Here is a 20,193-nt window from a genome sequence, read left to right as displayed (position 1 = left end):
GCGATCCCCGCAACTACCTGGCCTTTCTCGGCCTCGCCGCCGCCTTGTGCTGCTACAAGCGACTCGTCCGCCTCACCACGTAGGACACCGTCTTAGTCGAGCCTCATCCACGCGGATGATCTACACCACCCCGACCCAGGCCACGGGCCACCCTCTACGGGCGGCGGGCCAGCAAATGGGTGTCGAGGAAGCCCCGCTCGGACGCTGGGTCGTGGAGCAACCGAGCAACCGTGACGAGTCCGGCCCCGGTCAGCAACTCGGCAAACTGCTCCGCCGGCCAGCTATAGGCGGGCGCCACCTTGTGGTCGAAGCGGACCGGCTCCGGTCCCTCGGTCCCGAAGAAGGACACCAGGAGCAGGCCCCCTGGCGTCAGGACACGCACCTGTTCAGCGAGCAGCGCGGGCAATTCTCCAGGTGGGGTATGGATCATCGAGTAGTGGGCCAGCACTCCGCCGAGCGCGCCGTCCTCGATCGGCAGGGCCTCCATTCGCGCTTCGTCGAACCGCAGCGTCGGATGGGCCCGCCGGGCGTGGTCGACCATGGCCGGGGAGAGGTCGAGCCCGAAGGCGTCCAGCCCCAAGTCGTGCAGCATGGCTGTCAGATGACCGGGGCCGCACCCGACGTCGGCTGCCCGCAGGTTCCCCGTGCCACGCACGAGCTCGGCGAAGGTGCCGATCATGTTCCGCGCGAACGGCTGCGTCTCCAACCGATTAGCGAACATCGACGCGTACAGCTCGACGATCCCGTCGTAGGCCGTCCTGGTCTCGTCCTGGTGTTTTAACACGGGAAGGAAACTAGCACCCGCGCCGCTCGCACCCGTTCTCCGGCCCCACACCGGACCTGCCCTTCAGGACTGATCGTCCCGTCACCTGATGTCGAGGTACTCCTGTGAGTGCTCCGCCGAGTACGGAGATATCTGCACCAGCGAGAGGTCGGGGCAGTCGGAGTCAGTTCGTCGGCGTGACGGTGGCGGGGAGGTGAACTTCCAGCACGACTGCGGTGCCGGCCACGGTCCGGTCCTCGTGCATGCTGATCCGTTGGCCGGTTTCGACGTGCGTCCAGTGAGAGGGGGTGAGGGGAACGAGGCGGACAGTTGCCCGGCCGCCGGGCTCCAGAACGGGCATGCCCTCGACCCAGAGCCTGGCGATGCTCACCGAGAAACCTCCGGTGGGTGAGAGGTTCCCGATGTCCCACATGGGCCGCAGAACACCGTGACCGGAGATTGACGTCTTGCGTCGCGCCTCCATGGCCGGGCGGAGCGTCAGATCCGCCCGGATCATCCCGTTTCGGATCTCGGAACACCGCCAGTGGCACCACGCCGCGCTCCGTTCAAAGCGGAGTTGTTCGGCCGCCTCGGCAAGCTGCTCCCAGAACGTCAACGGCTGCGGATGTCCATCCCCGAGCTCCTCCAGCAGGCCCAGCGCGATTTCCCACTCGTCGTGGGCAAGGTAGTCCCAGACGTCTCGCACCGTGACGTCGTTTTCGGTAGCGGTCTCTTCCGGGACCAGGAGGGAAGCCGATTTGAGCAGTTCGGTGACATCCATGTGGTCATTGTCGACCACGGTGTCAGGCTGCGTCGTTCTGCTCTCGTTCGATAGTGGCGAGCCGGTTCTTGAGTCGCTAGCTGGGGCCGTTGATGGAGATCACGCCGCAATGGTGCAGGAGACGGTCGAGGATGGCGGTGGCCAGCACCTCGTCGCCGAACACCTGTCCCCATTCGCTGAAGGTCTTGTTCGACGTCAGGATGATCGAGCCCTTCTCGTAGCGCTTGGAGATGACCTGGAAGACCAGGTTGGCCTCCGCGCGGGCGAGGGGCTGGCAACCGACTTCGTCCAGGACGAGGACCGCAGGCCGCAAGTACGTGCCGAGCTTGTTGGTCAAGCGTCCCGCGGCTTCGGCGGCGGTGAGGTTGCGGACCATGTCGTCGAGGCTGGTGAAGTAGATCGAGTAGCCGGCCCGGCAGGCAGCGACCGCCAGAGCGACGGCGATGTGTGTCTTGCCCACCCCCGGCGGCCCGAGCAGGGCGGCGTTGGCCTTTGCCTCGACGAACGAGAGGGTGGCGAGGTCTTTGACCTTGCGGGGGTCGAGCTCAGGCTGGAAGGAGAAGTCGTAGTCCTCCAGCGTCCTGTGGTGCGGCAGCCTCGACAGCCGCAGGCCCTGGCGAAAGCGGCGATCGTCCCGGACGGCCAGTTCTTCGGACAGGACCAGGTCGATGAAGTCCAGGTAGCCCATCTTGGCCTCGTCGGCCCGCTGTGCGTACTGGGTCAGGGCATCGGCCAGGTGGGGAAGCCCAGCTTGGCGGCCGTGCTGCGGATGCGGGTGGAGACCAGCTCGCTCAAGACGATTCCTCCGGCGTTCGGTGCGTGGTGAAGGGGCGGGTGCCGGTCAGCTCGTCATAGACCGACAGCGGCCGGCGGCTGACCTCGACCTGAGTGGCCGCCACCCGATTCAGCAAGGTCATCAATCCCACCTCCGGGCCGGAGCTGTCAGACTGGCGGGGTGCGGGCAGGTCACCGCCCGCAGTGACGCGGCGGCCGGCTCCGGTGGGCAGTCCGTCCCAATGCTTGTCGTCCACGACGCGGGCGCCTCGGCCAACGGCCCGGGGGTGGGCAGCCAGAAGGGTTTCGCCCTGGCGGTCGGGAGTCGTGGAGTGCAGCGCGACCTGGGATTTCGTGGCCCTGATTTCGACCAGCTGGCGCGGACGGACCCGCCTCGCCGGCACCGAGTAGAGGTTCGCCTCGAAAGCGACGAGGCAGTCCTTGCCGACGTAGCGGAGGTGCCGCTGGGCGACCACATAGGGCGTGGCCGGCAGCGGACGCAGGGCCATGTGGTCGCGGACCGCCCGCAGGCCGATGACCTCGCCGTGAGTGCCGTGGACCTTCGCCCGCCGCAGCGGGACCCAGGCGGTGAACGCGGCGTTCATCTCCTCGATCGAGGAGAAGGCCCGGCCCGCCAGGACGTGGTCGCGGATGATGCCGACCTGCCGCTCGACCCGGCCCTTGCCTTGGGGCCGGTAGGCGGCAAGAACGTCAACGTCGAAGTCGTAATGCCCGGCGAACGCGACCGCCTCCGGGTGCAGCGGCACGGCCTCGCCTGGCGCGACGTGGCGGCGGACGACGGTCTTGGTGCGGTCGTAGACGATCGACATCGGGACACCACCGAAGTGGGCAAACGCTTGACGGTGGCAGTCGAAGAAGGTGGCCAGGTCCTGGCTGGTGGTGAAACAGCAGAACGGGTCCCGCGAGTACGACAAGGTCATATGGAATGAGTAGACCTTCGGGATCCCGACATGGGCGAGGATCCTGCACTCGTCGCCCCAGTCCACTTGCGCCTGAGCTCCGGGCACCACCTCGAACCGGCGGTGCAGACCAGCCAACTCGCCCGGACTGATCCCGAGCTCCTCCGCGATCCTGGGACGGGCCTCCTGCAAGTAGATCTTCACGCGCTGGTAGGTGCCGGTGAACCCGTACTCGGCCACCAGCCGCTCGTGGATCACAGCCCCTTTGAGGAGGATCTCGGCCCTCAGCATCGCATCGATCAGCGGCGCGACCTCGTCCACCACCCGCTGCCGCGGCCGGCCGTTCGCGGCCCTCTTCGGCGGCGCAACCGGGACCTCGCCCGACAGGTACTTGGTGACCGTGCGCCGATTCAGCCCGGTCTCCTTCGCGATCTCCCGCAGGCTCATCGCCCCGGACTCGTACAGACCGCGAAACCGCCTCAGCTCCAGCCACCGATGCGGGTCCAGCACCACAGCCAGCCGCCTTCCGTCGATCCCGAACCGACGGCAGCAGACTTCCGGCTCCAGCCTCTCCGCGTATCAACAACGGTGCGTTCTCATTCGTACGAGGTGGTGCACGTTCACTTGTACGCCGACACCTGATCACAGGGCACACTCTCGTTGGTTCAGAGAAGCCTGCATCCGCTGCCCGATGCTGCACGTCAACCCCAAGATGCTGGCCGCTTCGACGAACTCGAGAAGGACCTTTTTGCCCGCCGGGACAGGGCCGAACGGGAAGGCTGGGCCGGTGAGATCGAGGGACTGAACCTCACCCTCGCCCTCCTCCGCTCCAAGCGCGACGAGTCCCAGCGCATGGCCCGCCGACCAGCCGTCGACCTCGGCATCCCCAAACCCCGCACCCGCACCCTCGGAGCCCAGGAGTGATACGGGCGCCCACGACACATGACATTCACGTCGTCACGCTGGCCCACTCCTCAGTGTTCCGATGCTTGCCCAGACCCACGGCCATGAACTCGTCCTCCCGCTCACCAGCACGGACACCAAGTTCGCGCAGAGCTCGACAGACGGGCGAGCCCGCATCCGAGGGCAGCTCACCTTCGACAAGGTGAAGCGGTCCCAGGACGAGCCGCCCATTGCGCCAGACCGCGACGTTCTCCTCGCCAGCACCTCCGAAGTACTCGGATTCCACATATGCGACGGAGCCTTCCTTCGACCACCCGGCCAGCACACGGTCGAAGCCGGACGGAAGGCTCCAGAAATCGGCACGACGGGGCTGGTCAGCGTCGGCCACCGCTTCGGAGAAGGCATCAGACAGAGGCAGCAACGCCAGACCTTGTTGGAGATCAACGACGCGAGCCGATGGCAGACCGACAGCCACCGCAGCCAACAGGCGGCTCCCCGCGATCACTGCCTTGAGGTCATAGCTCAATTCACTCACCCTCCCCATCACTCGTCATCGCGCTGATCTTGGCACCCCGGGCCGCCCCACTCGGCATCGCCCTCGGGTTTCGACATCGAGGCGCCCGCATCCCCTAATCCACGGAGTTCCATTGCCCGACCACATACCCCTGGTCACCCGAACGAATGAAGTGCAGAGAAGCACGGGCCACTGCGGCCTGACGCACCCGGGCGGCCGCTGCCCGGCCATCCACGAGCGGATCCACCCCGACACCGGCTCCATGGTCGGCCTCACCACCGCCCACCTCAACCACACCCCCGAAGATGTGCGAGACGAGAACCTGCTCGCCGCCTGCCAGCTGTGCCACCTGCGCATCGACCACGGGCACCACCGGGTCACTCTGTAGGTTCGCATTTCACGTGTCCCTTTCTCATCGACCACGGCCTTTGTCCGACCTACGGGACAGCATGATGAGATGAACTCTTGTCTGATCGTTCACTCGTCGTAGTGCTGATCCCCGTCTCGATCTATGCAGCGCCCCTCTCCGGTCTGATCGTGGAGATGTTGTAACTGATCGAGGCCGGGATGCCTGCCTCCCCGCTCTCGCTGCCCGGGGGGTGGGGTATGTCGCGTGTGGTCGGCGAGGTCTCGATGAGTCTCCGTCGTACGGACGGGGAGATCGACGAGGACCTGGTCTGGTCGACGACGGGTGCCGACGTGTTCGAGCCGTCGATGCCGTGGCGTACGTTCCGCTGGCGGTACGGGCAGAAGCACTACTCCGGCACGTATTGGTCGTCCACCATGAGCGGCCACGTCGTCTACGAGTCCCGCCTTGAGCTGACACGTCTGCTCTACGCCGACTTCGACCAGGACGTGACGGCCGTGTTCGCCCAGCCGTTCCTGCTGTCCACCACCGTCGAGGGTCGTCAACGCCGCCACGTGCCGGACTACCTGGTGCTGCGCGACAAGGACGTGCCGCTGGTCGTGGACGTCAAGCCGCGGCACCTGCTCACCCGGCCGAAGGTGAACTCCGCGCTCGGCTGGGCCCGCGAGGTCGTCCTGTCGCGCGGCTGGGACTTCCAGATGTGGACCGAGCCACCCGAAGCGGAGCTGCAAAACCTGCGGTTCCTCGCGGGTTATCGCCGCGGCTGGCTGTTCGACGAGGACCTGCTCGCGGAGATCCGGGCGGCGGATCTGTACGGGGCGACGGTGGGGGATGCGTTTCGTGCCTTCCCTCAGCACCCTGACTGGCGGGTGAGGGCCGCGGTGCTGCGGCTGTTGTGGTGCCAGCACTTCGTGACGGACCTGACGGAGCCGTTGTCCGAGCGCCACGTGCTACGCCAGGGCACGGCCGCGGTGGTTGGCGCCAGCTGGCGCGACCTGCCCCGCCCCGTCAAGGAGGCCAAGCCCGAGTCGGTGCTCGACGACGGGCAGATCGAGCAGCTCTGCCGGATCACGAAGTCGAGGACTGGTGGAAGAGGACATGTGACCAGAGCTGCTGTACGTGTCGGGGTGGGCACGAGGTTGAAGTACGACGGTGAAGTCGTCGTGGTGGAGGAGATGTTCGGCTCGGTGGCCGGCAACGAGGTGCTGGTCCGTGATGGGCCGGGCCGCAGGTTCCGGCTGTCGCTGCGCGAAGTGCTCGCTTCTGGCCGGGCCCAGGTCATCGCGACCGGGCCGGGGCCGAAATCGGACGACGACCGCGAGACGGCCTCGGTGCTGCTCGGTCAGCTCAGTCACGAGGAACGTGCCGAGGTTCGGGAGCGGGCCGCCCATATCAACGAGGTTCTGACCGGCTTCCGGTCGGGCAGCGACGAACTCGCGGAGCCTGGCGAGCCCCGGCCGCAGTACGCGGCCACGGTTCCCAAGCTGCAGAGATACGAAGCGAAGGCCACCGAGTTGGGCGTGAGCATGCGCACCATCAAACGGTGGGTACGCGCCTTCCTCACCGACCGGGAGGCCGGGCTCGTGCGCGGCGGCCCGGATCGCGGGAGCGGAGACATGGGAGGGCTGGGCCGGGCCGATCCGCGGTGGGTGGAGATGGCCCTGGAGATCATGGCCGAGCACGAGAAGGATTCGAAGCCCACCCGCGGGAAAGTGATCCGCTCGGTAGGCCCGCGTCTGGAGGCCCGCCACGGCGAGGGCGAGGTGAAGCTGCCCGGTCGCGCGACGGCGTACCGGTGGCTTGAGGAGCTGGAGCGGCGGCTGCCGACCTTCCGGCTGAGCGCGAAGCGCAACCGGGACATCGCCGCCCGGCCGCCGGGCGCGTACGGGAAGCTGCGGCCCACGAGGCCGGGCGAGTACCTGCTGATGGACACCACGCGTCTGGACGTTTTCGCCATGGACCCGATCACGATGAAGTGGGTCCAGGCTGAACTGACCGTCGCGATGGACTGGTACGACAGGTGCGTCACGGGGCTTCGGGTGACCCCAGTGTCCACCTCGTCCATCGATGTCGCGGCGGTGATGTTCCAGACCTTCCGCCCCCGCCCGGTCGGCAAGGACTGGCCCGAGCACTCCGTGTGGCCCGACCACGGCATTCCCCGCCACGTGTTCATCGAGCGGAAGGCACTCGAACCGGACGAGGAGGAGCCGGAGAAGCTCAAGAAGCGCGGTGTCGCCTCTCCGGCGCTGGTGCCGGAGACGATCGTCGTCGACCACGGCAAGCCCTACATCTCCGAGCACATCACCTCGGTTTGCCAGCGGCTGGGCCTGTCCATTCAGCCGGCTCGTCTACGAACGGGCCGGGACAAGGGACCGCTGGAGAGATTCTTCAAAACTGTGCGCGAGGGGGTGCTGGAATCGCTGCCCGGCTACGTGGGCCCGGACCTGTTCTCGCGGGGCGAGCGGCCGGAGGACCAGGCGTTCTTCTTTCTCCACGAGTTGGAAGCGATCATCAGGGAATGGGTGGCCTGCGTGTATCACGTGAGGCCCCATAGGGGACTCGTTGACGCCCACGTGCCGGGGCTGAACCTGTCGCCGGCGGCCATGTTCGAGCACGGCATCGCCCGCGCCGGCTACATCGAGGTCCCCCGCGACCCCGCGCTTGGCTTCGAGTTCCTCAAGACCGAGTGGAAGCCGACCCACCACTACGGCGTCGAGATCCGCAAGTGCCGCTACAACGGCCCGGGCCTGGACGGCTACCGGGGCGAGACCAGCGAGTACACCGGGCCGAGGACGAAGGGTCTGTGGCCCGTACAGGTCGACCCCGACGACATCAACTATATCTACTTCCGCCGCCCGGACACCCGCCGCTGGCACACTCTGGAATGGGAGGACGCCCCTGCGCAGAAGTTCCCGATCAGCCAGGGGGCCATCGAGATCGCCCGGAAGATCGCGGGTGAGAAGCACCCGTTCCCCGACGACGAGACTGCGGTCGCCGAACTCCTCGGCCGCTGGCACCTGGGGCTCGGACTGACGATGACCGAGCGCCGGCTGGCGCTGCGCCAGGCCCGCGAGCAGTCCGCCTTCGACCTGCCGGACACGGCCGAGGACGACGTACGCGCGCTGCCCTCCGTCGCCCGGATCCTCAACTCCACCGACGACGAGGACAAACGAGGAGGAGCCGAAGACGGACGAGGCCGAGCCGTACGAGGGCCCGGTAGCCGGTGATGACGACGAGGACGACGAACTCGACGGCCCCGATGACGACGAGGACTTCTACGCCGACGCTCTGGAGGACGCGTGACGCAACCCCGCCCCGAGACCCCGCCACTGGACAACCTCACGCTCTCGCGCAAGGAGGGCCTGCGGGCCCTGGCCGAGGCGCCGAAGCGACAGCCGCCGGATCAGCTCACCCTCAAACAGAAGGCCCTCCTGGGAGAGGCGGCGGTGCTGGAGTACGAGCAGGACCGGAGTATCTGGCACGCAAACCTGGGACCGATCGGCACGCCGCAACTCAAGGCGTTGCATGAGGATTTGTGGGACATCCTCGCGAGTAATCAGCAGTACGGCGACAAGGCCAAGGGCGCCGTGGCGGTGGATGCCTTTCCCGGGCTCGGCAAGACCACCGCGGTCCTGGACTTCGCGCTGAAGTACCACCGACAGGTGATCGAGCGGGAGGGGGCGTTTACTGCCGCCGGACAGGAGCGGTGGCCGGTCTGCAGAGTCGGCCTGACCAGCAACATCGGCATGAAGGAGTTCAACCGGTCACTGCTGGAGTACTACGCGCACCCCGGCCGCAGGACTGGCACAGCCGCACTCTTCGCTCAGCGCGCCCTGGACTGCGTATTGGAATGTGAGACGCGCATCTTGGTAATCGACGATCTGCACTTCCTGAAATGGCATGATCGCAATGGGGCCGAGGTCAGCAACCACTTCAAGTACATCGCGAACGAGTTCCCCGTCACGATCATCTTCATCGGTGTCGAGCTGAGCAACCGCGGCCTGTACTCCGAGGCCAACTCCCACGGCAACATCACCCTCGCCCAGACCGCGCGCCGCACCACCCCGCTGACGATGGAGCCGTTCGTCGTCACCAACGACAAGCACCGCCGTGAGTGGCGCAGGATGCTGCTCGCGCTGGAGAAGCGGATCGTGCTGTGCCGGAAGTTCCCCGGCATGCTCGCCGACGACCTGTCCGACTACCTCTACATCCGCACTACCGGGCACATCGGCTCGCTGATGACGCTGATCAACCGTGGCTGCCAGCGTGCCGCCCGCACCGGCACCGAACTCCTCGACGTCGACCTCCTCGACCAGGTGAAGCTCGACGCGGCGGCGGAGCGAGCGCGCAAGGCGCTGGCGAAGAAGTTCGAACGCGGTCGCATGACGACCAAACCCCGCTCGCCCACTGCGAAGCGTGTGGCGTGAGCTTCGTCCGTACGCTACCGATTCGCGTGGCACCGCTGCCGGGGGAAGCACTGGACTCCTGGGCCGAGGCGATCGCGCACCGCACGGACACCTACCTCAAAGATCTCCTGCCGGCCCTGGGCGTCCTTCCGCGCCACGAGAGGCTGTCACCGTCCCGGTGGGACTGGTCGGGGATGCCCACTGATGTGGAGCTGGAGTCGATCGCGGCGGCCACCGGCATCGCGTCCCGGCAGGTGCACCGGATGACGCTGCTCCCCTACGACCAGCTGGCCCTGGTGCTCAACCCGCGCAGCAGGCGTGTCGACCAGCGGCTGCTGTGGGGCCGCGCGCGGGGCTCACGTTATTGTCCCGTCTGCTTGGCCGAAAGCGGCGGACGCTGGCAGGTGTCGTGGCGGCTGGGCTGGTCGTTTGCCTGCCTGGTGCACAATCGGCTGCTGGTCGACGACTGCCCGGGCTGCCTGCGCCCGCACAGCGGTTACGGCATTCCGATCCCAGGCCGGTGCGCGAACACGACGCGGGGCAGTGAGAAGCACCCCCGCTGCCACCACGACCTGGCCGCGGCCCCCAGCCTCCCGTTCCCGGCCGAGTCTCCGGTGATCCAGGCTCAGCACCTGCTTGCCACCTGCATCGACACCGGCAAGGCCGATTTCGGGATCTACGCGGCGGACCCCCAGTCGGCCCGGGTCGGCTTCGCCGATATCCGCGCTCTGGCTGCCCGCTTCCTCATGGCCACCTCCCGAGCGGCGGATCCGATGTCCGACACCTGCCTCACCCGCGGCATTCCCGCCGAGCTCGTCAAACGGTTGCCCACCCAGGAACGCACCTCGCGCTACCCCGGCCGCCCCGGCGCATCGGCGCCACCGGAGGCGCCGTCGACGGCCATAGCCGTTCTTGCCGCACTGAACATCCTCAACCAGGCCGCCTTCGCTGAAGCCGGACGGTGCATGAGGACCCTGGTGGAAGCCGTCTCGCTGGTGTCTCCCCAGGCAGCCCTGACCGTGGACACGTGGGGCGCTGACATCAGCCCTCTTCTCAAGTCCGTGCACCTTTCCGCTGCCCTGCACCGTCGGCCACCGAGCGAGCAGTTGCGCCATCGGGCCGTCACTTCGGCCCCAAAAAAGCCACCCGCCGAATCGGGCTCGTCGACCCGACGCGCCCGCAAGATCCCCACTCTCGCCTGGCCGGGCTGGTGGCTACGGATAACCCCCGCACAGGGGGCCTTCGACACGATCATGCGTCAGGCCCTGTCCGCGATGCTCTTGATCGTCGGCAGCCGTATGGACAAGAAGGCAGCCTTCACCCTCCTCGGCTCTCACCTCAACTCCAGCCACATGTCCCGCATGCTGCGTGTGCTGGAGCAGTCAGACCACTGGGATGCCGTCCAAGAAGCACTCACCCGCGTCAGCGATTTCCTCGACAACACCGACTCCCCGATCGACTACCACCGGCGCCGACACCTGGACTACGACGAGTTGCTGCCCGACGAGCAGTGGCACAGCATCTGCCGCACCGCGGGCATCTCGGCAGGCAAGCAGCGCAGAGCCGGCGTCGTGCGCGCGGTGCTCTTCGAACGCCTCAGTGCACATCCCACCCCCAACACGACGCCTCGAACCGTGCGCGATCACAAAGTCAACTTCCCCGTCTGGCACACCCCCGCACTGGCCGAAGCCCTCGACGACGTGGCCCGCTCCTTCCTGGACCGCAACCACCTCGCTCACGAGCCCCTCACCTGGGAGCCGCCCGCTACCCTGCTCGACGGACTCGACCTGCCCGGATGCGACCCCCACACCGTCGACGTCGCCCGACTCCACCAGCTCATCCGCGGCCAGTCCCAGTCGCCCACCGCAGCCGCGCAGGAACTCGACACCACGCCCGAAGCGATCCGCTACCTCCTGGCCCTCCACCCGGCTCCCACCACCCAGCGTGCAGCTCACGGCTGGCGCCCCAACGCGGCACTGAGTTACGCCCGGGAGGCACTGCCACCCGACGACCTCACCCACCTCTACACCGTGCAGCAGCGCACACTCCAACAGATCGGTGGCCAAGTAGGGGTGAGCGCACGTGTGATCGCCAACCTCGCCGACGAATACGGCATCTCCCTACGTCGCCCACGCGAACCCGGCCACAACCGAACGGTCCACATCGACCGGGAATGGCTGCGAGAGCAGTACCTCGTCCATCAGCGCTCCGTCGCCGATCTCGCGGCCGAGCAGGGTATCAGCGCCTCCACAATGCTCAATCGGATCAAGGAAGCCGACATACAAACCCGCGCACGTGGTGGTCGCAGCCACCAACGCCTTCTCCGCAGCGATACCGAACTCCAGCACATCCCGTCACCCCTGCGGCCCGCACTCGCCGGCAGAATGGGCCGAACTCGCCTCGAACTCTTCGCCGCCGCAGCCCCTTACGAGAGTCTCGCCAAAGCCGCCAAAGCCCTCAACGTCGTTGACGCCACCCTCCGATCTGCCATCCGCCGTGTTGAAGTCGACCTCGGCCTCAACCTCATCGAACGCGCCACCCCCACCACGCCGATGCAGCTCACTGCCCCAGGACGCCGCATCCTCGCCGCCATCCGCGCATGGCAACACGACGAAGAAGCTCCGGCACCAGCGTTCTCGGCTACGGACCTGCCTCCGCCCTCGGAGCCGCCCCTCACCGATCAAGAGGACAAGATCGTGAGACCAGACGTGGTGGCCCACACGGATGTGCAATAGGCCGCGAGTTCGTCGTCATGCTCAATGCCTCGATGTGGGGTCTGATCAGGCGGTTCGCAGTGGCAGCCCGCGCATCTGAGTGTGGATCATGATGGGCTTCAGGATCTCCGAGACTCCATCATGATCCACACGGCTCGCCAGTCCCGCCTGCCCGGTTGACCTGCTGCAACGGCGGGCGAGACCCCGCTCGAACCCACGGGATATTGCACAGTGCGTCAGTGTGCGAGATGGTCCAGTAGCCATGTGGCGACCGCGCGGGTCGCCCCGGCCACGGCGCCGCGCAGAGCGGCGGCAGCCAGCAGAAACCGTTCGGTGCGGGTGAGACTGGGGGTGTGGGTCATTGAATGCCTCCCTTTCGCCTTCACGGCTGGGCGGCTGGTGTGCCGGCCTGCCGAAATCCAGCTTGCGACCCTCCGGGAGACCGATTCTGAGTTGCGATGAACGCGGGGCTACGTCGGCTGCTTTAGCATTTCAGGGCATCGGCTGTCAGTGGCGTGACGATGGTGTGCGATGAGTGGCGATGAGAAGAATGGTCCGGTGCGGCGGCCGCGGCCGATCGAGCGGCCGTTGCTGCCGGCAGGGGCGTTGGGGGACCTCAAGGCGCTGGTGTACGAGCTGTACCTGGAGGCGGGCGCGCCTTCGCTGGCCGAGATCGCCGCTTGGGTCGCCGGGGATGACCAACTACAAGGGGCCCCCGAGAAGGACACGATCCACCGGATCATCCGGGATCGGGTGGTGCCGTCCTCGCAGGCCGATGTGGTGGCGGTGGTCACGGTGCTGGCCCGTGCCGCCCGGTGGGATCATCGTGATGCCGCCGGCCGGGCCCGGGCCCTGTGGGTCGCGGCGCGGATGGACCCGGCCGTGGGAGTTCCGATCGCCCAGGTGACCGACCCGTTCGCGTTCGAGGTGCACCGGCCGGTCAATGTGGAGGAGGAGAAGGGAAGACTGCCGACGCTGCCACTGTATGTGCGTCGGGCCCATGACCAGCGGCTGGCTCAGATCGTCGAGAGGGCCGCCGGGGGAGTCAGTGCGATGGCGGTGTTGGTGGCAGGATCGTCGACGGGCAAGACCCGGGCCTGCTGGGAGGCGTTGGAGCCGCTGCGCCGGGAGGGACGGTGGTGGCTGTGGCACCCTTACGATCCGACCCGCCCAGAGGCGGCGTCGGAGGCACTCGACCGGGTGGGTCCACGCACCGTGGTGTGGTTGAACGAGACCCAGGAGTACTTGGGAGGGAGAGGCGAAACGGGGGAGCGCGTTGCGGCGAAGCTGCGCCGTCTGCTCGCCGACCCGGCGCGGGCGCCCGTATTGGTGCTGGGCACCCTGTGGCCCGAACACCATGCCGACTTGACCCATGCCTCTGGCACGCAGGTGCGGCAGGTGCTGGACGGGACGGTGATCGAGGTGCCCGAGACCTTCACCGGTACCGACCTGGCTGCCCTCCGGCGTGCCGCCGGCTCCGACGCACGGCTGGCGTGGGCGGCTGAGCACACCAACGACGGTCACATAACCCAGTACCTGGCCGGTGCACCAGCTCTATTGGAACGGTTCCACACCGCCCCGCCGACAGCCAACGCGCTGATCTGCGCGGCGATGGACGCCCGCCGCATGGGACACCGGACAACCCTGCCGCACGCCCTGCTGGAGCAAGCCGCGCTCGCCTACCTGACCGACGCCCAATGGGATCAGCTCAGCGAGGATTGGTTCGATCAAGCCCTGGCTTACACGGCCAAGCCGTGCAAAGGTGCGCGGGGGCCGGTCACACAGGTCCGCTTGGCCCGTGCCCTCACGGGCCGCCAGACGACGCCGGCCTCAGACAGGAGTGACGGGCGAGCGACGTACCGGCTGGCCGACTATCTCGACCAGTACGGTCGCACCCACCGCGTCGGCCAGATCCCCCCGCCCGGGTTCTGGTCGGCCATGGCCGACTGCGCACACCCGGGCGACCTGGCCGTTCTCGGGGACGCCGCCTGGGCTCGCGGCCTGTTCCGCGACGCCGCCCAGCTGCACAAGAACGCCACCGCTCGTGGCAACCAGAAAGCCGCTCTTCGCCTTGTGGATCTTCTGCGCGCCCTGTACCCAGAAGACCGTCGTCCCGCCGACTGGGTCGCCGCCCACTTCCCGCTCGACGATCCGGCCGAGGTGGCCTGGTTGCTCGGCAACCTGCGGATAAGGGGGGCGAACGACCAGGCCGTCGTGCTGGCCGACCGAGCCGCCTCTCGTGTCCCTCTCCATGATGCGAACTCCATCGCCTGGTTGCTGGACAGGTTGCGGGAGATGGGCGCGCAAACGCAGATCGCCACGCTGCTGGCTCGTGCCCCTGCCGCGCATGCCGTACTGGATGATCCGTCCGGGGTTACCCGATTGCTGGACGTTCTGCGGGAGGCCGGAGCCGACGCCCAGATCGCCGAACTTCTCGCCCGTGACCCCGCCTCCCACATCCCTCTCGACGATCTCGATGCCGTGGCCAGGTTGCTGCACAGTCTGCGGAGGGTTGGAGCGGAAGACCAGGTGGCCACGCTGGCCGACCGCACCGCCGCGCACTCCCCGCTCGACGATTCGCACGCGGTGGTCAGGTTACTGAAGAACTTGCGGGAGACGGGCGCGGAGACTCCTGCCACTGCATTGGCTGACCGTGCCGCCCTCCAGGTCCCTGTCGATAATCCGTTCGTGGCGGCCTGGCTGCTGGAGAATTTGCGGGAGATGGGCGCGCAAACGCAGATCGCCACGCTGCTGGCTCGTGCCCCTGCCGCGCATGCCGTACTGGATGATCCGTCCGGGGTTACCCGATTGCTGGACGTTCTGCGGGAGGCCGGAGCCGACGCCCAGATCGCCGAACTTCTCGCCCGTGACCCCGCCGCCCACATCCCTCTCGACTTCAACGACAAGGACGGCCAGTTCAGAGTAGCCAAGCTGCTAGGCAGCCTGCGAAGTCTCGGGGCGGAGGACCAAGTGGCCACGCTCGCCGGCCGCGCCGCCACCCAAACCCCGCTCGACGATCCGTACGTGGTGGCCAAGCTGCTGGGATACCTGGGGGAGATCGGTGCGGAATCTCAGATCGCCGAACTGCTGGCCCGTGACCCCGGCACTCACGTCCTCCTCCACAACAGCGGCCAATCCGGCGTGACCACGCTGCTGCGCAGTCTGCGAGAGGCCGGCGCCGAGGCGCAGGCCGCCGTTCTCGTCGAACGCGCTGCCACTCGCAACCTCTATGTCTGGATAGGGATCACGTCCCCTTTGAAGGATCGTCTGCGTACGGTGGAAGGGGAGACCCAGATCGCTGAACTGTTGGCCCATGACCCCGTCGCCCAGGCCGCCCTCAGCGACCCGCGCGCTGTGACCTCACTGCTCCGTGGCCTGCGGGAAGCCGGAGCCGATGTGCAGGCTGCCGCACTCGCCGAATACACCATCGACCGTGTCGCCCTTGAGGATCAGGATCCGGCCGAGGTGGCCTGGCTGCTGGAGAATTTGCGGGAGGCCGGAGCCGACGCTCGGATCGCCGAACTGCTGGCCCGTGACCCCGTTTCCAAAGTCGCAATCAGCACCCCCTCCAGCGTGGTCACCTTGCTGAACATGTTGCGGGAGGTCGGCGCGGAGGCCCAGGCCACCGCACTGGCCGACCGGGCCGCAGCGCACGCGCCCCTCGATTCACGGTCTGTCCATCTGCTGTATCGATTGCGGGAGGCCGGAGCAGGCGCCCAGGCTGCCGCACTGGCCGAGCGTGCCGTCGGCCACGTTCCCCTCGACGATCTGCTCGCCGTGTGCGATCTGCTAGACGCGTTGTCATTCTCGTCCCGCTCCGGGACCGACACCCAGATCGCTGCGCTGCTGGCCCGTGACCCAGCCACTCACGTCCCCGTCGATACTCCGGTTGTCGTGGCCAGGCTGCTGCACGGCCTGTGGAGGGTCGGAGCAGAAGATCAGACCACTAAGCTGGCCGACCGCGCCGCCGCCCACGCCCCTCTCCACAATCCAAGTCCCGTCGACTGGTTGCTGGGCTCTCTGCAAGAGGTCGGAGCCGCCGCCCAGGCCACGGTCCTGAAGGATCGGTTGGTCACCGAAGGCCGGTTCGATCAGTTTCTGAACATCGATGACAACAAGCTGTGGTTCCGGTTCGGCCGCGAACCGGATGGGACGCCCGCGATCCGATGGGCGTGGGAGAGTCTGGAATAGCAGCGCCTGTGGTGCTTGCCATGTGTGCAATAACCCGCGAGTTCATCGTGATGCTCAATGCCTCGATGTGGGGTCTGATCAGGCAGTTCGCAGTGGCAGCCCGCGCATCTGAGTGTGGATTTACACCTCACACCTGAGACACATTACGAAGGCACAGGTCACCAACGCGGAACGGGACATGTCTCCCCGGCTGACGCACCATGCCTTCATCGTGTTACTCCGGCTGGCGTTCCGGTCCTCCGAGGTCCGGGCTCGTGAACTCCGGGTTGCTGAAGCTCGGCCGCGGGCTCGCGGCAGGGCCGTCATCCGGGCCACTGAAACCCGGGCGGTTGTATCCGAGGCGCGGGACGCGGCCGAGGGGCGACGGTGGCGTGCGGTGCAGTGCCGATGCTGTGCCGGGGGTAAACCGCCCGCCGCCCCCAACACGATCAACGTCGGGACGTTCACAGTCTCCCCTGAGTGATGGCGCTGACGCCTGCCTGGGAACTTCTGGGCACGGGATCAGCGTAGAGGCAGGCGCGCGCAACAAGAAAGCCCCCGAGGCTGCCCGCTGTTCGGCCAACTGCTATCCATCACACGGATTTGCGAGCCACGCCAGGGCTGTCTCATCCCTCGATCACAGCGGCGGCGGCCCTGAAGGGACAAGATCGTGAGACAGGAGTGCAATGTCCCCAGATTGAGACAGTCGAGTAAAGCCCAGGTCACCACGACGGAACGGGACATTCCAATTGCGGGCCTACACACTCGCTCGATCACCCTCGCTGCCCGCGCGGCCGCCGCCGGACAGCTCGGCTTCCTCGCCGACGCCGACCTCGAGCGCACCGAGCCGCCAGCCCCGCCCCGGCCATCCGCGCCCCGCACAGCACGCCCCGCACTCCAGCTCTCCTTCGCCGACCAGGAGGCACCCTGATGCCCGACCAGTCCACGCGCACCGTCCTGGAGCGCTTCCCCGCCGGAGGCCCCCGCGGCTCCTGGCCCGCCGACGAGCACGCCGCCCAGCAGCAGGCCCAGGGACAGCCCACCCGGGTCGTCATGGACCTGCGCACCGACAGCTTCCTCGTCATCGCCGACAGCCCCGCCGCATGAGCGCCCGCTTCCGACGCTGCGGCCACGGCACCGGCCCGCTCCACCCCGACGACCACAAGGCCGTCGCAGAGTTCACCGCCATGCTCACCGCCCGGCAGAGGCCGGCCCGTGGACCGGTCACGGCGACGTCGCCGTGCAGATCGCCCCGACGCCCGCGCCCTGGAGCGCGGCCGTCCCACCCAAGGGCAGCAGCCGGACGCCAACCCCGTCGCCCTGGTCCTCATCCACCCCAACACCGAGACCACCCTCACCAGCACCGTTCACTGCGCCAGAGCACGAAGACACGGCGCGTCGACCGAGCCCTACCGACTCCTCACCCACGCCCTCGCCGGACGCGCCCTCCCACCCGACATCGACCTGAGCACCTGAGCACACGAAGCGGCCCCCGCCGTCCCGGACCTCGCGGTCCGAGCGGCGGGGGCCGCTTTTCGTGTTTCTGGCCGACCCACGGGGCACATGCTTCAGCAAGATCGTTCTTGCCCAATTGGGCGAACCCCTTCGCGGCCAGTGTCTACTGGCCTCAGCCTGTTGCTGACTCGGTGAGACTCTCCATGAGCAGCTCCGCGACCTTGGTCAAGTCCTGCGGCGACAGCTGCTCCTTCAGCGCAGCCACGATGCTCTCCGGGGAAGCGTCGGCGATGACGATGGACGCCTGGGGAGCCGGGGCTGCCACTGCCGGGGTATTAACGCCGTTAACGGTCTGCTGCGGCACCGCAGGGTCAGAGCCAGAGACATCGGAACGGTTAACGCCGTTAACGGTCGGCCCCTCGCCGCCATCACCAAGCTGCCGACGAGGCGTGCGCTGACGCGGCGCTTTCGACACGGCCATGGCTTCCTGCGCAGCCGGGGCCTGCTGCTCCTTGGGTAGACGGCCGATGCGCCGGGCAGGCTCCACCTTGAGTTCGCCGGTCTCCACGGCGTTCTGGAGGTCTGGGGTGAGCTCCAGCAGTGCCAGTCGTTGTGAGACCCATGCCGGTGTCTTCCCCAGCCGCTTGGCGACCTTGCCCTGCGATCCATGGACCTCGACGAGCTGCTGGATGGCCTTGGCCTGGTCCAAGGGAGGCACATCCACACGGTGCACGTTGGCGATCAGCGCCGACTCCAGAATGTCGGCGGCGGTGGCAGCCAGATCATCATTGACGTCGATTCGTAGCTCAGCCAGACCGGCCGCAGCGGCTGCCTTGAGCCGGCGGTTACCGTCGATGACTACATACTCGGCTGCACCGACCAGCTCCTCCTGGTCTGGGTGCGCACGTAGGAAGGCGGCCCGCCGCGCCACGGTGACCGGTTGGATCTGTCCTCGGGCGCGCAGCGACTCCGCAGTTTCCTCTATGTCGGTGTATTCGTCGCGGGGGTTGAACGGATTGTGCGCCAGCTCTGCCAACGGCACCGACGCCGGCGGACGCTTGCCCTCCCCGTTCATGATCTGCTGACGCGTCCGCACCCGTCGGGGTGCTTCCTTGGGGTTGTTCTCGCCGTCCTCGTCCAGGGTGAATCCGCGTGTCACGCGCTCCTGGCCCTTGGGCTTGGTTTTCCTCATACCGCCAGTTCCTTCGCCAGGTCGCGCATCGCCTGCGCATGCTCACTGCCGGGTGCATACTCCAGCAGCGGGATCTCCCCGTCCGCGGCCTCGCGCCCCTCCTTCAGGATCCCCGATGACCGCCAGAACCGCCGGCGAGCTGCTGCGCTCCCACTGGTCTCGGTTCTCCTTGACCAACCGGCCGCGTCGGCTGTCGTACGCGTTGATGACCAGCCCGAGGTAGTCGACCGTGATGCGGCCCTTGCGGCAGAGGTCCTCCATCTGCGAGCGCAGGAGCCGGAATGCCCGGTGGGACGCCTTGTTGGCCCACACCGGCGTGATGACGCCCGAGCGGTCGGACAGCTCGCCGTCGCGCCGCCGTACGTAGTACAGAGCCGTGTCCATGTTCAGGCCAAGACTGGGCGGCCCATCGATGATGATGACGTCGTAGTCGTTCTCCAGCGGCTCCAGCGCTCGCTCCAGAGCGGCCTCGCTGAACGACACCTTCGACAACGCCACATCCCGCAGGAACGCGTCATCGCTCGCGGGCAGCAGATGCAGGCGCTCGCCGAAGCGGTCGTGATCTAGGGCGACCAACAGGTCGTGAATATCGTCCTTGGCGGTCCCGTCCATGTGCATCAGTAGCGTCTCGACATTGTCCTCGTACATGAGGTCCTCAAAGCCAAGCTCAGCAGTGAGATGCCCTTGAGGGTCATAGTCGACGATCAGCACCCGGTGGCCGGCCTCCGCGAGGGCCTGAGCGATGCCACTGGAAATGAACGTCTTCCCGACGCCGCCCTTCTGGTTGGCCACTATGACGCGGATGACCGGCTGCTCGGTGAGCGGCGTGCTGGGGGAGGGGTGCGCCTCCAGCCAGAGCGTCAACGCCTGCGCCGGCCCTTGAACGTAGGTGACTCCGCGCTGGTTGCAAGCGCTCTTGAACGTGTCCGGCTCGCCAACTGGAAGGAACGTCCCCCAGGTCCGGGCACCGGCAGTGTCCACCTAGGGGAGTCTGTCCGCCGTGTACCAGGCTTTGATGGCGTGCTCAGCGGCATCTTGGATGTCCATACCGTGCTCGAAAGCGCGGATCTTCAGATGCCTGCGCAGCTGGGGAGTGAGAGCGGTGATTAGCTTCTCTCGCTCCCCTCGGGGACTAGGGAGGGACTGCTGCATGATCGGGTGACAGCGGGGGTTTATGCAGCCAGGGCTGCGGCTGGGGTCATGATGGTCTCGTACTCGACGGGGGTCAATCGGG

Annotated in this window: 15 protein-coding genes and 1 pseudogene; 8 read left to right on the top strand and 8 right to left on the bottom strand. The window is 67.3% G+C overall.

Going from position 1 to position 20,193, the window contains the following annotated elements; genetic code table 11:
• Positions 1-154: 154 nt before the first annotated feature.
• The 4 genes and pseudogenes from ACIQ6R_RS36930 to istA all read right to left on the bottom strand — a co-directional run bounded on the left by ACIQ6R_RS36930 (position 155) and on the right by istA (position 3,751).
• The gene (locus ACIQ6R_RS36930; RefSeq protein ID WP_404226422.1) at positions 155-784 is read right to left on the bottom strand and encodes a class I SAM-dependent methyltransferase; all 630 of its coding nucleotides are present in this window, start codon (positions 782-784) and stop codon (positions 155-157) included.
• A 163-nt stretch (positions 785-947) separates the two neighbouring features.
• Positions 948-1,544, bottom strand: a complete 597-nt coding sequence (locus tag ACIQ6R_RS36925) for a hypothetical protein (RefSeq protein WP_404226423.1) — start codon at positions 1,542-1,544, stop codon at positions 948-950.
• 76 nt (positions 1,545-1,620) lie between these two features.
• Positions 1,621-2,339 (bottom strand): annotated as a pseudogene (istB, locus tag ACIQ6R_RS36920) (IS21-like element helper ATPase IstB).
• The gene (gene istA / locus ACIQ6R_RS36915; RefSeq protein ID WP_404226420.1) at positions 2,336-3,751 is read right to left on the bottom strand and encodes an IS21 family transposase; all 1,416 of its coding nucleotides are present in this window, start codon (positions 3,749-3,751) and stop codon (positions 2,336-2,338) included. Before istA ends, istB begins: the two are co-directional and overlap by 4 nt.
• A 147-nt stretch (positions 3,752-3,898) precedes the next feature.
• On the opposite strand from istA, the gene ACIQ6R_RS36910 reads away from it, so the two are divergent.
• Positions 3,899-4,162 (top strand): hypothetical protein, encoded by a 264-nt coding sequence (locus ACIQ6R_RS36910; RefSeq protein ID WP_404226418.1) that lies wholly within the window; start codon positions 3,899-3,901, stop codon positions 4,160-4,162.
• Between the two features lie 25 nt (positions 4,163-4,187).
• Here ACIQ6R_RS36910 and ACIQ6R_RS36905 read toward each other — a convergent pair whose 3' ends face one another.
• Positions 4,188-4,667: a hypothetical protein gene (locus ACIQ6R_RS36905; RefSeq protein ID WP_404226417.1), complete on the bottom strand. Its 480-nt coding sequence runs from the start codon at positions 4,665-4,667 to the stop codon at positions 4,188-4,190.
• A gap of 160 nt (positions 4,668-4,827) precedes the next feature.
• Here ACIQ6R_RS36905 and ACIQ6R_RS36900 point away from each other — a divergent pair, with 160 nt between their 5' ends.
• The 4 genes from ACIQ6R_RS36900 to ACIQ6R_RS36885 all read left to right on the top strand — a co-directional run bounded on the left by ACIQ6R_RS36900 (position 4,828) and on the right by ACIQ6R_RS36885 (position 12,163).
• On the top strand, positions 4,828-5,043 hold the full coding sequence (locus tag ACIQ6R_RS36900; protein WP_404226415.1) for a hypothetical protein: 216 nt from the start codon (positions 4,828-4,830) through the stop codon (positions 5,041-5,043).
• Between the two features lie 218 nt (positions 5,044-5,261).
• Positions 5,262-8,249 (top strand): TnsA-like heteromeric transposase endonuclease subunit, encoded by a 2,988-nt coding sequence (locus ACIQ6R_RS36895; RefSeq protein ID WP_404226413.1) that lies wholly within the window; start codon positions 5,262-5,264, stop codon positions 8,247-8,249.
• Between the two features lie 72 nt (positions 8,250-8,321).
• On the top strand, positions 8,322-9,449 hold the full coding sequence (locus tag ACIQ6R_RS36890; RefSeq protein ID WP_404226411.1) for a TniB family NTP-binding protein: 1,128 nt from the start codon (positions 8,322-8,324) through the stop codon (positions 9,447-9,449).
• A gap of 26 nt (positions 9,450-9,475) precedes the next feature.
• Positions 9,476-12,163 (top strand): TniQ family protein, encoded by a 2,688-nt coding sequence (locus tag ACIQ6R_RS36885; RefSeq protein WP_404226410.1) that lies wholly within the window; start codon positions 9,476-9,478, stop codon positions 12,161-12,163.
• Positions 12,164-12,378: 215 nt separating this feature from the next.
• Here ACIQ6R_RS36885 and ACIQ6R_RS36880 read toward each other — a convergent pair whose 3' ends face one another.
• Positions 12,379-12,504 carry a hypothetical protein gene (locus ACIQ6R_RS36880; RefSeq protein ID WP_404226408.1) on the bottom strand — a complete coding sequence of 42 codons (126 nt, stop codon included), beginning with the start codon at positions 12,502-12,504 and terminating at the stop codon, positions 12,379-12,381.
• Positions 12,505-12,673: 169 nt separating this feature from the next.
• Here ACIQ6R_RS36880 and ACIQ6R_RS36875 point away from each other — a divergent pair, with 169 nt between their 5' ends.
• The 3 genes from ACIQ6R_RS36875 to ACIQ6R_RS36865 all read left to right on the top strand — a co-directional run bounded on the left by ACIQ6R_RS36875 (position 12,674) and on the right by ACIQ6R_RS36865 (position 17,788).
• Positions 12,674-16,333, top strand: a complete 3,660-nt coding sequence (locus tag ACIQ6R_RS36875) for a hypothetical protein (RefSeq protein WP_404226407.1) — start codon at positions 12,674-12,676, stop codon at positions 16,331-16,333.
• A 909-nt stretch (positions 16,334-17,242) separates the two neighbouring features.
• Positions 17,243-17,419 (top strand): hypothetical protein, encoded by a 177-nt coding sequence (locus tag ACIQ6R_RS36870; protein WP_404226405.1) that lies wholly within the window; start codon positions 17,243-17,245, stop codon positions 17,417-17,419.
• 108 nt (positions 17,420-17,527) lie between these two features.
• Positions 17,528-17,788, top strand: a complete 261-nt coding sequence (locus ACIQ6R_RS36865; RefSeq protein ID WP_404226403.1) for a hypothetical protein — start codon at positions 17,528-17,530, stop codon at positions 17,786-17,788.
• Positions 17,789-17,939: 151 nt separating this feature from the next.
• On the opposite strand, the gene ACIQ6R_RS36860 is transcribed toward ACIQ6R_RS36865, so the two are convergent.
• Together ACIQ6R_RS36860 and ACIQ6R_RS36855 are read right to left on the bottom strand one after the other, a co-directional pair.
• Positions 17,940-18,959 carry a ParB/RepB/Spo0J family partition protein gene (locus tag ACIQ6R_RS36860; protein WP_404226402.1) on the bottom strand — a complete coding sequence of 340 codons (1,020 nt, stop codon included), beginning with the start codon at positions 18,957-18,959 and terminating at the stop codon, positions 17,940-17,942.
• 42 nt (positions 18,960-19,001) lie between these two features.
• Positions 19,002-19,940, bottom strand: coding sequence for a ParA family protein (locus tag ACIQ6R_RS36855; protein WP_404226400.1), 939 nt, complete (start codon positions 19,938-19,940; stop codon positions 19,002-19,004).
• Between the last annotated feature and the right edge of the window lie 253 nt (positions 19,941-20,193).

This window comes from Streptomyces sp. NPDC096048 (genome assembly GCF_044763415.1).
GTDB lineage: Bacteria > Actinomycetota > Actinomycetes > Streptomycetales > Streptomycetaceae > Streptomyces.
The sequence above is the reverse complement of the archived record's forward strand: the minus strand, read 5'-3'. Positions and strand labels throughout refer to the sequence as shown.